General features: G+C 68.9%; 12 protein-coding genes. 7 read left to right on the top strand and 5 right to left on the bottom strand.

Annotated features, from left to right (window positions below; translation table 11 throughout):
* Entirely contained in the window at window positions 1-1,134 is a 1,134-nt protein-coding gene (locus ACESK8_RS13260; protein WP_372969038.1) for a bifunctional 2-methylcitrate synthase/citrate synthase, read from the top strand.
* Between the two features lie 133 nt (window positions 1,135-1,267).
* A complete protein-coding gene (locus ACESK8_RS13255; protein ID WP_372969037.1) occupies window positions 1,268-2,755 on the top strand; it encodes an MFS transporter in 1,488 nt (495 codons plus the stop codon).
* 65 nt (window positions 2,756-2,820) lie between these two features.
* Here the strand turns inward: ACESK8_RS13255 and ACESK8_RS13250 are convergent, their stop codons facing one another.
* The 5 genes from ACESK8_RS13250 to ACESK8_RS13230 all read right to left on the bottom strand — a co-directional run bounded on the left by ACESK8_RS13250 (window position 2,821) and on the right by ACESK8_RS13230 (window position 8,787).
* Complete coding sequence (locus ACESK8_RS13250; protein WP_372969036.1) at window positions 2,821-4,344, bottom strand: alpha-N-arabinofuranosidase; 1,524 nt, start codon at window positions 4,342-4,344, stop codon at window positions 2,821-2,823.
* Window positions 4,345-4,401: 57 nt separating this feature from the next.
* Window positions 4,402-5,313, bottom strand: coding sequence for a carbohydrate ABC transporter permease (locus ACESK8_RS13245; RefSeq protein ID WP_372969035.1), 912 nt, complete (start codon window positions 5,311-5,313; stop codon window positions 4,402-4,404).
* A complete protein-coding gene (locus tag ACESK8_RS13240; protein ID WP_372969034.1) occupies window positions 5,313-6,269 on the bottom strand; it encodes a carbohydrate ABC transporter permease in 957 nt (318 codons plus the stop codon). The genes ACESK8_RS13245 and ACESK8_RS13240 overlap by 1 nt, the downstream gene beginning before the upstream one ends.
* Window positions 6,266-7,603: an extracellular solute-binding protein gene (locus tag ACESK8_RS13235; protein WP_372969033.1), complete on the bottom strand. Its 1,338-nt coding sequence runs from the start codon at window positions 7,601-7,603 to the stop codon at window positions 6,266-6,268. Before ACESK8_RS13235 ends, ACESK8_RS13240 begins: the two co-directional genes overlap by 4 nt.
* Before the next feature lie 137 nt (window positions 7,604-7,740).
* Window positions 7,741-8,787 (bottom strand): LacI family DNA-binding transcriptional regulator, encoded by a 1,047-nt coding sequence (locus tag ACESK8_RS13230; RefSeq protein WP_372969032.1) that lies wholly within the window; start codon window positions 8,785-8,787, stop codon window positions 7,741-7,743.
* A gap of 44 nt (window positions 8,788-8,831) precedes the next feature.
* On the opposite strand from ACESK8_RS13230, the gene ACESK8_RS13225 reads away from it, so the two are divergent.
* The 5 genes from ACESK8_RS13225 to ACESK8_RS13205 all read left to right on the top strand — a co-directional run.
* Window positions 8,832-10,091 (top strand): FAD-binding protein, encoded by a 1,260-nt coding sequence (locus ACESK8_RS13225; protein ID WP_372969031.1) that lies wholly within the window; start codon window positions 8,832-8,834, stop codon window positions 10,089-10,091.
* Window positions 10,092-10,160: 69 nt separating this feature from the next.
* A complete protein-coding gene (locus ACESK8_RS13220; RefSeq protein WP_372969030.1) occupies window positions 10,161-11,180 on the top strand; it encodes a LacI family DNA-binding transcriptional regulator in 1,020 nt (339 codons plus the stop codon).
* A complete protein-coding gene (locus ACESK8_RS13215; protein ID WP_372969029.1) occupies window positions 11,177-12,724 on the top strand; it encodes a sugar ABC transporter ATP-binding protein in 1,548 nt (515 codons plus the stop codon). The genes ACESK8_RS13220 and ACESK8_RS13215 overlap by 4 nt, the downstream gene beginning before the upstream one ends.
* Window positions 12,725-12,903: 179 nt before the next feature.
* Window positions 12,904-13,905, top strand: coding sequence for a substrate-binding domain-containing protein (locus ACESK8_RS13210; RefSeq protein ID WP_372969028.1), 1,002 nt, complete (start codon window positions 12,904-12,906; stop codon window positions 13,903-13,905).
* Window positions 13,906-13,999: 94 nt separating this feature from the next.
* On the top strand, window positions 14,000-15,466 hold a 1,467-nt coding region (locus ACESK8_RS13205; protein WP_372969027.1), incomplete at its 3' end, for a sugar ABC transporter ATP-binding protein.

Here is a 15,466-nt window from a genome sequence, read left to right as displayed (position 1 = left end):
ATGACCGAGCCGGACATCAAGAAGGGCCTCGCCGGGGTCGTCGTCGACACGACCGCGATCTCGAAGGTCAACCCCGAGACGAACAGCCTGCTGTACCGCGGCTATCCCGTGCAGGAGCTGGCGGCGACCCAGTCCTTCGAAGCGGTGGCGTATCTGCTGTGGCACGGCGAGCTGCCGGATGCCGCACAGCTGGCGGCCCTCCGCGCGACCGAGCGCGAGCACCGCGCGCTGACCGACACCGTCAAGACGGCCATCGACCTGGTCCCGCTCGAGGCGCACCCGATGGACGAGGTCCGCACGGCGGTCAGCCTGATCGGCGCCTCCGACACGAACGCCGGCGGCTCGGTGCTCGATGCCGGCGGCAGCCCCGAGGAGAACCTCGAGCGCAGCATCCGTCTGTTCGCCGCTCTTCCCGCGATCGTCGCCTACGGCCAGCGACGCCGCCGAGGCGAGGAGCCGATCGCACCGCGTGACGACCTCGACTACTCGGCGAACTTCCTCTGGATGACGTTCGGTGAAGAGCCCGATCCGGTCGTCGTCGACGCGTTCAACCGCTCGATGATCCTGTATGCCGAGCACTCGTTCAACGCGTCGACGTTCACGGCCCGTGTGATCACGTCGACCCTCAGCGACCTGTACTCGGCAGTGGTCGGGGCGATCGGCGCGCTCAAGGGCCCGCTGCACGGCGGCGCCAACGAGGCCGTGCTGCACATCTTCGACGAGATCGGCGAGGCCTCGAACGTGGTGCCGTGGCTCGACAAGGCTCTGGCAGAGAAGCGCAAGATCATGGGTTTCGGGCACCGCGTCTACAAGAGCGGCGACTCGCGCGTGCCCACCATGAAGGCCGCCCTCGACACCCTCGTGGAGCACTACGACCGCCGCGAGGTGGCCGAGCTGTACGACGCCCTCGAGTCGGAGTTCGTCGCGCGCAAGGGCATCTACCCGAACCTCGACTACCCCTCTGGCCCCGCGTACAACCTCATCGGGTTCGACACGGTGACCTTCACGCCGCTGTTCGTCGCGGCGCGGGTCACCGGCTGGACCGCCCACGTGATCGAGCAGGCCGGGGCGAACGCCCTGATCCGTCCGCTGTCGCACTACGACGGGGTCGACGAGCGTCACATCGAGGGCTGACGGCGCCACATCGCAGGGGCTTGGAGCGCCCTTAGCGCGGCGATCCCACCGGGGTCAAGGCCGTGCGCGAGCGGATCAGTCGGAGTACCACTGATCGAGCGTGCCCTCGTGCGCCGTTCGAGAAGGAGGCTCCATGTCCGCAACCGATGTCCCCGCCAAGGAGGTCCGGTCACTCGTCCCCGCGCGGATGGACCGGTTGCCGTGGTCGCGATTCCATTGGCTGATCGTCGTCGGACTCGGGTTCTCGTGGATCCTCGACGGGCTCGAGGTGCAGATCGTCGCGGCGAACGGCTATGCCGCGACGCTCGGGATGGGTCCGGCCGAGGTCGGTCTCGCCGGCACCTGCTATCTGCTCGGACAGGTGTTCGGTGCACTGGTGTTCGGCCGCCTCACCGATCGGCTCGGGCGCAAGAACCTGTTCCTCGTGTCCCTCGCGGTGTACCTGGTCGGGTCGGCGGTCGCGGGTCTCGCTTTCGCGCCGTGGTTCTTCTACATCTGGCGCTTCGTCGCGGGCGCGGGCATCGGCGGTGAGTACGCCGCGATCAACTCCGCGATCGACGAGATCATCCCCGCGAAGTACCGCGGTCGCGTGGACATCGCCATCAACGGGACCTACTGGGGCGGTGCGGCCCTCGGCGCCGTGGCGAACCTGTTCTTCCTGAACACCGACATCCTGCCCGCCGACATCGGGTGGCGCCTCAGCTTCTTCCTCGGACCCGTGCTCGGCCTGCTCATCATCTGGCTGCGCCGCCACATCCCCGAGAGCCCGCGCTGGCAGATGACCCACGGACGCGAGGACGAAGCCGAGCGCAACGTCGACGCGATCGAGGAGCGCATCCGTGCCGAGGGCAAGACGATCCCGCCGGTCGACGAGAGCAAGGCGATCACGGTGAAGGAGTACGGACGCGTGCCGTTCCTCGTCATCGCGAAGGTGCTGTTCCGGAAGTACCCTCGCCGCACGCTGGTCGGCATCACCATGATGGTGACGCAGTCCTTCCTCTACAACGCGATTTTCTTCACCTATGCCCTGGTGCTGGAGAACTTCTACGACACGCCCCCTGCCTCCGCCTCGCAGTACTTCATCGTCTTCGCGGTGGGCAACCTCGCGGGCGCGCTGGTGCTCGGCCACTTCTTCGACACCTGGGGACGGCGGCGGATGCTGTTCGCAACGTACGTGCTCGCCGGCGGCATCCTGCTGGTCAGCGCGTTCCTGTTCAACGCGGGCGTACTCAACGCCGGCAGCCACACGGCGTTCTGGTGCGCGTCGTTCTTCTTCGCCTCGGCCGGCGCCTCGGCGGCCTACCTCACCGTGAGCGAGATCTTCCCGCTCGAGCTGCGCAGTCAGGTGATCTCCTACGTCTTCTCCATCGGCCAGCTCGTCGGCGCCATCGCGCCGGTGCTGTACGGATCGCTCATCGGCCAGAGCGCGGAGACCGGCGACCGGGGTCCGCTCTTCTGGGGCTATGTCCTGGGGGCCGCCATCATGATGTTCGGAGGTGTCGTCTGCGGCATCTTCGGGGTCAGCGCGGCGGGCAAGTCGCTGGAGGACATCGCGGAGCCTCTCTCGTTGGTGGAGCCGGGAGAGAAGCCCGTCACGCCGGACAACGCGCGGCGGACCTAGCCGTCGAGCGCCACGCACAGCGATGCCCGGGTCCGCGGAGGACCCGGGCATCTGCCTGTCGGGGACTACGCCAGCTCGATCACCGACCACGACAGCGGCGGGAGCGTGGCCCGCACGGCGCCGTCGACGACCTCGGCCGCACCCAGCGGAACCATGTGCACGGTGTCGGGGGTGGTCTCGAGGTTCGAGGTGTGGCGGTCGCCGCCCTCGGGGATCGTGAGCGTCTCGGCGTTCACGACGCGCAGGCCGGTCAGGCCGCGCAGCTCCACCGTCAGATCGCTCTCCTCATCCAGCGAGCGGTTCGCGACGAAGACCACGACCCGTCCGGTCTCCTCGTCCCAGGTGGCCGCGGCATCCACCGCGTCGACCCCGCCGTAGCGCTTCGTCTCGATCTGCGGCGCCGACACCGCGAGGCGCAGGATGCGGCCCTTCGCGAGGCGGGCCATGCGCTCGAACGGCCAGAAGCTCGTCTGCCGCCAGGCCGGTCCGCCCTCCTCGGAGCGGATCGGCGCGATCACGTTGACCAGCTGCGCCTGGTTGGCGATCTTCACGCGGTCGCCGTGACGCAGCAGGCTGTTGAGCAGCGTGCCCACGACCACGGCATCCGTGACGTTGTAGGTGTCCTCGATCAGACGCGGATGCTCCCGCCACCCCGCCTTGGCGATCTCGCCCGCCTCGACGTCGTTGTACTTGACCTGGTCCCACACGTTCCACTCGTCGAACGAGATGTCGACCTGCTTGGTGTGCTTGCCCGCGGCCTTCACCGCGTCGATCGTCGCGATGACGCCGTCGATGAACGCATCCATGTCGACCGACTCCGCGAGGAACGACTCGGCGTCGCCGTCGTGCTCCTGGTAGTACGCGTGCATCGAGACGAAGTCGACCTCGTCGTACGCGTGCGTGAGCACGGTGTGCTCCCAGGCGCCGAACGTCGGCATCGAGCGCCCGGACGACCCGACCGCGACGAGTTCGATCGACGGGTCGACGAGCTTCATGGCCTTGGCGGACTCCTGAGCGAGGCGTCCGTACTCGGTCGCGGTCTTGCCGCCGATCTGCCAGGGGCCGTCGAGCTCGTTGCCCAGGCACCACAGCTTGATGTCGAAGGGCTGCTCGGCGCCGTTGCTGCGCCGCAGGTCCGACCAGTAGGTGCCGCTCGGGTGGTTCGCGTACTCCACCAGTGCGCGCGCCTCCTCGACGCCGCGGGTGCCGAGGTTGATGGCCTCCATGACCTCGACGTCGGCCTCCTTCGCCCAGTCCATGAACTCGTGCAGACCGAAGGCGTTCGTCTCGATCGTGTGCCACGCACCGTCGATGCGCACCGGCCGATCCTCGACCGGACCCACGCCGTCCTCCCAGCGGTATCCCGAGACGAAGTTGCCGCCGGGGTACCGGATGACGGTCGGACCCATCTCCTTCACGAGGGCGAGCACGTCCTGACGGAAGCCGCGCTCGTCTGCCTGCGGGTGCCCCGGCTCGTAGATGCCGGTGTACACGCAGCGTCCCATGTGCTCGACGAATGACCCGAAGAGCCTCCGGGGGACGTCGGCGATGGTGAAGTCGCGGTCGATGGTGATGCGGGCCTGAGACATTGCTCTCCTTGGTTCTGGCTCTCGAGCCGGGATCCGGCGCTGCGGCCGGGTGGGGGACTACTGACCGCCGAAGCCGCTGGTCGCGACGCCCTTGACGATCTGCTTCTGGAAGATGATGAACACGACGATCAGGGGGAGCGCGGCGAGCACGGCCTGAGCCATGACCTGCGCGTACTGCACGCCGTAGGCGCTGATCACCGTCTGGAGTCCGACCGGCAGCGTCATCAGCGTGGTGTCGTTGATGACGAGGAACGGCCAGAGGAAGTTGTTCCACGCTCCGATGAAGACGAAGATCGCGACGGAGGCCAGGATCGGTCGGGAGAGCGGCAGCACGATCGACCAGAAGATGCGCAGTCGACCGGCGCCGTCCACCCTCGCGGCGTCTTCGAGCTCGATCGGGATCGCGTCGAAGAAGCGCTTCAGGATGAAGACCATCGCCGGCGCCACGACCTGGGGGAGGATGAGGCCCCAGTAGGTGTCGATCATGTTGAACGCGAGCATCTCGTAGAAGAGCGGGATGATGAGCACCTGCGGAGGCACCACGATCGAGGCGATGATCGCGACGAACAGCCACTTGCGGCCGGTGAAGTCGAGTCGGGAGAACGCGTAGGCGGCCAGCGCTGAGATCGTCAGGGTGATGAGCGTGACCGCGATCGAGGTCCACAGGCTGTTGAACGCCCAGGTGTAGACGTTGCCCTGCGACAGGATGGCGGTGAACGCCTCGACCGTCGGCCCGGAGGCGCCGATCCACGAGGGGTCGCCGGAGGCGGCATCCGTCTCGGTCTTGAAGGCGGTCGCGACCGCCCAGAGGAACGGGAGCAGCCAGCCGAGCGCGAGCAGGATCAGCACCACGAGCGCGCTGATGCGGAGGAGGCCGAACGGCTTCTGGCCGGGGAGGCGCGAGCGCCTCGGGCCGCGGGCCTTCGTGGTCGTGACGGCTTCGGTGCGGGTGAGGGTGGCGGTGGACATCACAGCTGCGGCTCCTTCCGGCGGCGCATGATCAGAGCCTGCGCGACGCCGATGATGACGATGAGAGCGAAGAACACATAGGAGATCGCGGCCGAGTAGCCGAATCGGTAGCTGACGAAGCCGGCCTCGTAGATGTACTGGACGATCGAGCGCGTGGTGTCGCTCGCGACACCGCCGAGCATCTGGTACGCCTGGTCGAACAGCTTCAGCGAGGCGAGGATCTGCAGGATCAGGATCAGCACGGTCGCCGGTCCCAGCTGCGGGAGCGTGATCGACCAGAACTGCCGCCACGGTCCGGCCCCGTCGAGGGAGGCGGCCTCGTACTGCTGCGGCGGGATGTTCTGCATCGCGGCGAGGTAGAGCAGGAAGTTGAATCCGACCGTCCACCAGACGGTGGCGATCACGATCGACAGCATGTTGGTGTCGGGGTTCTGCAGCCAGGCCAGCGGCTCGAGGCCGAAGAACTCGAGGATGTTGTTGGCCGCACCGATCTGCGGGTTGAAGATCCAGACCCAGATCTGCGAGATCACGGTCGAGGCGAGCAGGTACGGCATGAAGAACGACAGGCGCCAGAGCCACTGCCCGGGAAGACCGCGGTCGACGAGGGCCGCCATGAGCAGTGCGATCACGACGAGCGGGACGGTCGAGAGCAGCGTGAACCAGACGGTGTTGCCCATCGACTGCCACATCTTGGGGTCGGTGAGCGCTTCGGCGTAGTTCGCGAAGCCGACGAAGGCCCCGCCGGCGCCGGTGAGCGACTGGTCGGTGAAGCTGAGGATGATGCCGTGGACGATCGGCCAGACGAGGAACAGGGCGAAGGCGATCAGGAACGGCGCGAGGAACGCCCAGCTGATCAGCTGCTCCCGGTTGCGGGAGCCGGCGCGACGGATCGGAGCGCCCGACTTCGAGCCGGTGACGATGGTGCGGGTGGAGTCGGTGGCGGTGGTCGTGCTCATGATGCGAACGTCCCCTCGGGATCGGCCGGGTTGGGCTGACGCAGCAGCGTGTTGACCCTGGCCTCGAAGCGGTCGATCGCGGCGGCGGGGTCGTCGCCGGAGAGCAGGACTCCCTGCACGGCGGCGCCGAACTCGCTCTGGAAGTTCGACCCTGAGCCGGTGAACCACGCGGTCGGGTCGTAGACGACGTGCTGGGCGGCCTCGGCGTAGTTCGCCTGCGGGACCAGGTCCGCGTACTCGGGGGATTCGGTCACCGGGAGGAACGCGGGGATGTGACCGGCCTCCGCCCATCCGAACGAGCCCTTGAGCATGTCGGCGACGAACCGATAGGTCAGGTCGCGCTTCTTCTCGTCGGCGTTCGTCTGGTGGGGCAGCACGAACGAGTGCGAGTCGGCGTACACGGCCGGGGTGCCGTACAGCGTGGGGATCATGGTGGCGTCGAAGGGGATCTTCGCGTTCTGCATGGTGCGCAGCTCCCACACGCCGGTGAAGAGCATCCCGCTCTTGCCGGTCGCGAACTCGGCGACCGCGCTGCCGTAGTCGGCCTGCGCGAGAGCGATCTCGCCGTCGAGCAGCGTGCGCATGAGGGTGAGTGACTCGACCGCCGCATCCTTGTCGATCACGGCCGTGCCGCCCTCCGGCAGCTCCATCGCGCCGCCGTGCTGCGAATAGAAGGTGTAGAAGAGGCGCCACATCTGCGCGCCGTCGCCCAGGTAGCCGTACGAGAGGGCGTGTCCTTCGGCCTGGCCGCCGATCGTGCGCAGCTGGTCGAGGAACTCCTCGGGGGAGGAGGTCTCGGTCAGGCGCCCGTCGCTGTCGAGCACGCCGGCCGCGTCGCAGATGTCGGTGTTGAACATCGCGACGAACGGATGCGCGTCCAGCGCGATGCTGTACATGTCCTTGCCGACGAAGCCCTTCTCCCAGATGGGCTTCGGGAACGTCGAGCTGTCGATGCCGAGCTCGGCGAGACGGTCGGTGTCCCACCGGTCGAGCAGGCCGCCGGGCGCCCAGCCGACGGTGCGGGTGGCGTGCATGATCGCGACGTCGGGGGCGCGGCCGCCGGCACCGGCCATCGCGAGCTTGGTGTAGTACGGGGTGCCCCAGGCGAGGACGGTGGGGCGGATGCGGTACGCGCTCTGCGCGGAGTTCGCGGTGTCGAGCAGCTGTGACATGGTCACGCCGTCGCCGCCGGACAGCAGATGCCAGAACTGCAGGGTGGTGGTGTTCGAGCCGGGGACGGTGCCGGGAGCGCAGCCGGCGAGCAGAGCTGCTGCGGCGGTCACGGAGGCGGCTGTGAGGAACTGCCGTCTGGACATATCGAGCGGGGGCGTCATCGTCACTCCTTCGTGACAGCGGGCGGGGTCGCCCCATCATTACATCGATGTAATCGTCCGCGCAAGAGGAACTGGCGACCGCGCTCGGAGGCGCGATCGGCGCCCGCTGAGGCAGGGGAGCGGCGGGCGGATGCCGGTCAGGGGCGGTAGCCGCGCGGGCGGCCTCGCGTGCTGTCGCGCTCGAGGAGGTGGTGCGAGAGGGTCAGCGACCGAGGCGCGGTGGCGCGGTCGTCCATCCGCGACTCGAGCAGGCTCAGCGCGGCGTCCGCGAAGGCACGGCGATCGAACGCGATGGTCGTGAGGGAGGGCGCGGTGTAGCGCGAGAACTCGACATCGTCGAAGCCCGTCACGATCACGTCGTCCGGCACGCTCACGCCGTGATCGTGCAGTGCATGCAGGGCGCCGAGCGCCAGCGTGTCGGTGAACGCGATGATCGCGTCGAAGGGCACACCCCGTCGCAGCAGCGTCTGCACCCCTCGCGCGCCGCCGGTCATCGACCAGGGCATCGGGTTGATCTCGAGGGCCGCGTCGCGGGGGATGCCGGCGTCGCGCAGCGCATCGTGCACGCCGGCGAGCCGGAGCCTGCTGGTGGCCGTCGCGACGGAGGGGTCGTCGTCGGCGCCGATCACGGCGATCCTGGTCGCGCCCTGAGCGATCACATGGCGGGTGACGTCGGCCGCGGCCAGCCGGCTGTCGATCCGCACGTGGTCCGCGCGGTTCTGCTCCACCTCGCCGAGGACCACGAGCGGCGGCAGTCTGTCGGCGTACTTCAGCACGCTGTCCTCGAGGCGGATCGGGTTCAGGATCAGCCCGTCGACGAGGTGCGCGCGCGCACGCGACACGAGCTCGCGCTCACGCTCGGGGTCTGTCGCGGTCTCCTCGATCTGCACGGCGAGCCCTCGCTCGTGTGCGGCATCGACGATGCGGTGCATGAGCTCGGCCGAGAACGCGGTCGCGAGATCCGGGAGGGCGACCGCGATGATGCCCGACCGTCCCTTGCGCAGCCCTCTGGCGTTGAGGTTGGGCACGAAGTCGAGCTCCGCCATGGCCGCCTCGACCTTGCGGCGCGTGTCCTCGCTCACCGCGGTCGTGCCGGTGACGACGTTCGAGACGGTCTTGGGCGAGACGCCCGCGAGCGCCGCCACGTCCTTCATGGTCGCGCGGGGCGGCGGCATCGCAGTCATCCGGTCAGCCTATCGATGGCGCACCCGCTAGCTACTATGGCCCGATGACCACCGAACGCAACTGGGCAGGCAACGTCACCTACCGCGCATCCTCGATCGAGCACCCCGCCTCGACGGACGAGCTGCAGGGACTGCTCGCCCGGGGCGGGGCCGTGCGGCTGCTCGGCTCGCGGCACTGCTTCAGCGACATCGCCGACACCGACGGGGTGCTCATCGCCCTCGACCGGATGCCGCGGGTGTTCGAGGTGAATGCTGCCAGGGATGCCGTCCGCGTCTCGGGCGGTCTCCGCTACGGAGACATCGCGCCTCTCCTCGCGGAGGAGGGGCTGGCTCTCGCGAACCTCGCTTCCCTGCCGCACATCTCCGTGGCCGGCGCCGTCGCGACGGGCACGCACGGCTCGGGCGACGGCATCGGCTCGCTCGCCTCCGCGGTGCGCGCGCTGACCATCATCACCCCCGCCGGTGAGACCCGCACACTCGCCCGCGGTGACGCGGACTTCGACGGTGCGGTGGTCAGCCTCGGCGCGCTCGGCGCGGTCGTCGACCTCACCCTCGACGTCGAGCCGACCTACGACGTCGCCCAGCACGTGTTCGAGCATCCGTCCTGGGATGCGATCCTCGCGGACTTCGACGAGGTCACGAGCATCGGCACCAGCGTCAGCATCTTCTCGCGGTGGGAGCGCACCGACATCGCCGACCAGATCTGGGTCAAGCAGCGACAGCCCGAGGCGCGCGAGAACACCCGCGCCGACCTCTTCGCCCGGCTCGGTGCGGAGCCCGCCGAGAGCAAGCGGCATCCGATCCTCGGCGTCGACCCGGTCGCCTGCACCGAGCAGCTCGGCGAGCCGGGGCCGTGGTTCGAGCGGCTCGCGCACTTCAAGCTCGAGTTCACCCCCTCGGCCGGCGCCGAGATCCAGAGCGAGTACCTCGTGCCGCGGGCCGACGCGGTCGCGGCGATCCAGGCCGTCCGCACGCTCGCCGGGCAGATCGCACCGCTGCTGCTGGTGAACGAGATCCGCACGGTCGCCGCCGACGAGCTGTGGCTCAGCTCGTCGCAGGGCACGGATGCCGTCGGCATCCACTTCACGTGGAAGCCGGACGAGGCGGCGGTGCGTGACTTCCTCCCGACGCTCGAGGCGGCGCTCCCGTCGAGCGCCCGCCCGCACTGGGGGAAGGTGTCGACGCTGGACCCCGCCGAGGTGCGCTCGCGCTACTCGCACTGGGACGACTTCGCCGCGCTCGCCGCCCGATTCGACCCCGAGCGCCGACTGGTCAACGCCCACCTGGAGCGCCTCGGGCTGTAGGCCGGGTTCATTGCACCAGCGTCGTTGTTCTCGGTAACATTCACCGAGGCCCGGCCGACGGAGGTGCGCATGGTGAACGTCGGCTCCGACAAGCCCAACATCCGCCAGGTCGCGACCATCGCGGGTGTGTCGCACATGACCGTGTCCCGGGTGCTCAACGACCACCCCAACATCAAGCCGGACACCCGGCGACGGGTTCTCGAGGCGATCGAGGAGCTGGACTACCGGCCGAACCTCGTCGCTCGTGCGCTCGCCACCCAGCGCACCCGCCGCATCGGCGTGATCGTCGAGAGCGCGGTGGCGCATGGGCCGACGAGCATCCTCCGTGCCGTCGAGCTGTCCGCGCGTGCGGCCGGATACTCGGTGACCCCCATCGCCCTCCATGAAGGGGACGCCCTGTCTCCCCAGGAGGCGGTCGACAATCTCGTGACGCAGGGAGTGGACGCGCTCTGCGTGATCGCCCCGCGGTCGTCGTCCGTGGCGGCGCTCCGCCGCATCGCCATCACGGTGCCGATGCTGGTCGTCAAGGCTGATGCCGACCCGACGTTCCTGACGGTGTCGATCGATCAGCACGCCGGCACGACCCTCGTGGTCGACCACCTCGTGGCACTCGGCCACCGCGACATCCTGCATCTGTCCGGGCCCCTGGACTGGCTCGACGCGAGAGCGCGCGAGCGTGCCTTCCACACCAGGGCCAAGTCATGGGGCATCCGGGAGCGGCCGATCGTGGTCGGCGACTGGTCGGCCGACTTCGCCTACGACTTCGCGAAGGGCCTCACCCGCCTGCCCGAGTACACCGCGATCTTCGCGGCGAACGACGACATGGCGATCGGGCTGATCCATGGTCTGCACGACCGCGGCTTCGAGGTGCCCACCGACCTGAGCGTCGTCGGCTTCGACGACATCCCGCTCGCCCGCCACTTTCTCCCGCCGCTCACGACGGTCCGCCAGGACTTCGGTGCTCTGGGCGTCTCGGTGGTCGAGATGCTGCGCGCGGCGATCGAAGGACGAGACATCCCGGCGCTCACCCGCATCCCGACCGAGCTGGTGGCGCGGGCGTCGTCCGCGGCACCGCGGGAGGTGCGATGACCCCCGACCGTGCTCCCGAGCCGGTCGTCCGGCTCGCGGGCATCACGGTGGAGTTCCCCGGCGTGCGCGCGCTCGACGACGTCGACTTCCGCCTGTTCGCCGGCGAGGTGCATGCCGTGATGGGCGAGAACGCGGCGGGCAAGTCGACGCTTGTCGGCGTCATCACCGGCACGCATGCCCCCGAGGTAGGCACCGTGTTCGTCGACGGGGAGCCGCGTCGCTTCTCGGGCGTCGCAGACAGCCGGGCGGCCGGGATCGCGACCGTGTTCCAGGAGGCGCAGCTGAGCCCGAACCTCAGCGTCGCCGAGAACGTCATGCTCGGCCGAGAGCGCCGCGGACGCTTCGGCATCGACTGGAGGCGGACGAGGGCGGATGCCGGCGAGGCCCTCGCGCGCCTGGGGCTCGACGACCTCGATCCGAAGACGCCGCTGTCGATGCTCACGCCCGCCCAGAAGCAGCTCGTCGCGCTCGCGAGGGCGGTCGTCGACGAGCCGCGGGTGCTCGTGCTCGACGAGCCCACCTCGAGTCTCGACGTCGCGGAGGTCGCCACTCTCATGCGCGTGATCCGGGGCCTCCGGCAGCGCGGGGTCGCGATCCTGTTCATCTCGCACTTCCTCGAGCAGGCGTTCGCGATCAGCGACCGGATGACGGTGCTGCGCGGTGGCCGGCGGGTGGGAGAGTTCGCGACCCGCGATCTGGAGCGGGCCGACCTGATCTCGCAGATGCTGGGCAAGGACATCGACAGCCTCAGGGCGCTCGGATCCGAGCGCAAGGCGCACCACTACTCGTCGGAGGGCGAGCCCGCGCTGCAGGCCTCCGACCTCGGGCGCCGGGGCGAGCTCGAGCAGATGGACATCGAGATCCAGCGCGGCGAGATCGTCGGCCTGGCGGGACTGCGCGGGTCGGGGCGCACCGAGGTCGCCTCCCTGCTGAGCGGCACGGTCCGGGCGGACAGCGGGGTGCTCTGGGTCGACGGCGAGCGTGTGCAGCTGCGCAACCCCTCGGTGGCGCTGCGGCACCGGATCGCACTGTCGGCGGAGAATCGCGGGACGCAGGGCATCATCGCCGAGCTCACCGCGCGGGAGAACATGATCCTGTCGCTGCAGGCGCTGCGCGGGTGGTCGCGCCCGCTCTCGCACGCGGAGGCGAAGGCGCTCGTGGAGACCTATGTCGAGGCGCTCCATCTGGATCCCGCCGACCTCGACCGTCCCGTCGGGATGCTCTCCGGCGGCACGCAGCAGAAGGTGCTGCTCGCACGGGCGCTGGCCGTCCGCCCGCACGTGCTGATCCTCGACGAGCCCACCCGCGGCATCGACATCGCCGCGAAGGTCGACGTCCAGAGACGCATCAGCCAGTTGGCCGGCGACGGGGTCGCCGTCGTGTTCATCTCCTCGGAGCTGGAGGAGGTGGTGCGGCTGAGCGATCGCATCGTCGTGCTGAAGGATCGCGAGAAGATCGGCGAGCTCAGCAACGGACCGGGCGTCACGGTCGACACCGTGGTCGAGATGATCGCCGCGGAACTCGGTCACAGTGCGGAACTGTGATCGGTAACAAGACGGCCACCGGCTGAATCGACCGAATTTGCCGCGAAGTCTTGTGTTACAGAAATTGTTCCCGGTAACATCACCGCAGGGCACGCGATGCTGGTGCCCTGCAATCACGACACGGACCACGGCGGTCCATCGTTGCCGGAGCGATCACCGGCTCTCGAAGAGGAGAAGAAATGTCCGCGAAGAAGCGCATCCGCATCGCGTTCGGCCTGGCAGCAGTCGGCGCACTCACCATCGGCCTTGCGGCCTGCTCGACCGGCGACTCCGGCGACGGCGGCGACGGAGGAGGCTCGGACGAGCTCACCACCGTCGGATTCGTCGCTGTCGGTCCCGAGGGCGCGTGGCGCGAGGCCAACGAGCAGAACATCCAGGACACCTTCACGGAGGATGCCGGATACGAGCTCAAGTACGCCCCCGCCACCAACCTCGACCAGAAGTCGCAGATCGACGCGTTCACGTCGTTCGTCGACGAGGGCGTCGACGTCATCCTGCTGTCGGCCACCGAGGCCTCCGGCTGGGAGGACTCGCTCAAGCGCGCACAGGAGGCGGAGATCCCCGTCATCCTGCTCGACCGCGGCATCGAGCCCGACGACGACAGCCTGTACGTGACCCGCATCGCTCCCGACAACGTCGAGGTCGCGAAGGAGGTCGGCACGTGGGCGGCAGCCACCTTCCCCGACGGCGGCAACTACGTCGTGCTCGAGGGCCCGGCCGGTGTCGGCGTCGTCAACGAGCGCAACACCGGGTTCGACGAGGGACTCGGCGATTCGGCGCTCGAGAAGCTGGACGCGCAGACCGCGAACTGGTCGGCTGAAGAGGGCAAGAGCGTGTTCGAGACCATGCTCAAGGCCTCGAACAACGACATCCAGCTCGTGTTCGCGCAGAACGACGAGATGGGTCTGGGCGCGGCGCAGGCGGCCGAGGAAGCTGGACTCGTCGTGGGCGAGGACGTCAAGATCGCCACGATCGACGGCACGAAGAACGCCATGCAGGCGCTTGCCGACGGTCAGCTCAGCTACGTGCACGAGTACAACCCGCTGTTCGGTGAGACGGCCCTCGAGGTCGTCGAGAAGGCGCTCGCCGGTGACGATGTCGACTCGTACATCGTCGTGCCGAGCGAGGCGTTCGACTCCGCAGAGGCGGCCAAGGCCGTGCTCGCCGACCGCAAGTACTGACCGCGCACCGAAGCAGACGCCGGAGCGATCCGGCAGGGGACCCGGGTGGTGCACTCGCTGCGCCACCCGGGTCCTCCCGGACGGAGAGACACCCATGAACGAAGAACTGCCCCTCGTCGAGATGCGCGGGATCTCGATCGAGTTCCCCGGCGTGAAGGCCCTCGACGCCGTCGACTTCCGCCTCTTCCCCGGTGAGGTGCACGCCCTCATGGGCGAGAACGGCGCCGGCAAGTCGACGCTCATCAAGGCGCTGACGGGTGTCTATCAGATCGACTCCGGCTCGATCGTCGTCGCCGGCAGCGAACGCCACTTCGGAGGAGCGGGCGATGCCCAGGAGGCCGGGATCTCGACGGTCTACCAGGAGGTCAACCTGGCGCCCAACCTGTCGATCGGCGAGAACGTCATGCTCGGGCACGAGGTGCGAGGCGTGTTCGGCATCAACTGGACCGCGACGCACCGCGCCGCCACAGACGCCCTGCACCGCCTCGGCCTCGGCCACCTCGACACCCGCAAGCCCCTCTCGACGCTCTCGATCGCCCTGCAGCAGCTGGTCGCCATCAGCCGCGCCATGGCGATCAAGGCCACCGTGCTGATCCTCGACGAGCCGACCTCGAGTCTGGATGCCGCGGAGGTGGAGGGACTCTTCGCCGTCATCCGCTCGCTGCGCGACCAGGGCGTCGCGATCCTGTTCGTCTCGCACTTCCTCGACCAGGTCTACGCGATCAGCGACCGGCTCACGGTGCTGCGCAACGGCCGGTACGAGGGCGAGTACCTCACGCGCGACCTCGACAGGCACGCGCTCATCTCGACCATGATCGGCAAGGACCTCGACACCCTGAAGTCCCTGGGCGGCAACCGCCGGCGGGACCCGCGGGACGCGGACGAGCAGCCGCTGCTCTCCGCCACCGGGATCGCCCGGCGCGGCGCCGTCGAGGCGACCGACCTCGACATCCGTCCCGGCGAGGTGGTCGGCTTCGCCGGTCTGCTCGGCTCGGGGCGCACAGAGCTCGCCCGCCTGCTGTACGGCGCCGACCGCGCCGACGAGGGCAGCATCGAGCTGCACGGCGAGCGGATCGACCTGCGCTCTCCCGCCGACGCGCTCCCGCGCCGACTCGCGTTCTCCACCGAGAACCGACGCGAGGAGGGGATCATCGGCGACCTCACCGTGCGCGAGAACATCATCCTCGCCGTCCAGGCCGAGCGGGGCTGGGCGCGGCCGATGAGCCGCAAGGAGCAGGATGCGATCGTCGACCGCTACATCGAGCAGTTCGCCGTCCGCCCCGCCGACCCCGACCGGATGATCAAGAACCTCTCCGGCGGCAACCAGCAGAAGGTGCTGCTCGGCCGCTGGCTCGCCACGCAGCCCGAGCTGCTGATCCTCGACGAGCCGACCCGCGGCATCGACGTGGGAGCGAAGGCCGAGATCCAGGAGGCCGTGGCCGAGCTCGCCGAAGACGGCGTCGCCGTGGTGTTCATCTCTTCCGAGCTCGAAGAGGTCGTGCGCCTCTCCGAGCGGATCGTCGTGCTGAAGGACCACCGGAAGATCGGCGAGATCCAGAAC

The organism is Microbacterium sp. (genome assembly GCF_041641055.1).
GTDB lineage: Bacteria > Actinomycetota > Actinomycetes > Actinomycetales > Microbacteriaceae > Microbacterium.
Note: the sequence above shows the minus strand (reverse complement) of the source record. Positions and strands in the feature narration are given on the sequence as shown.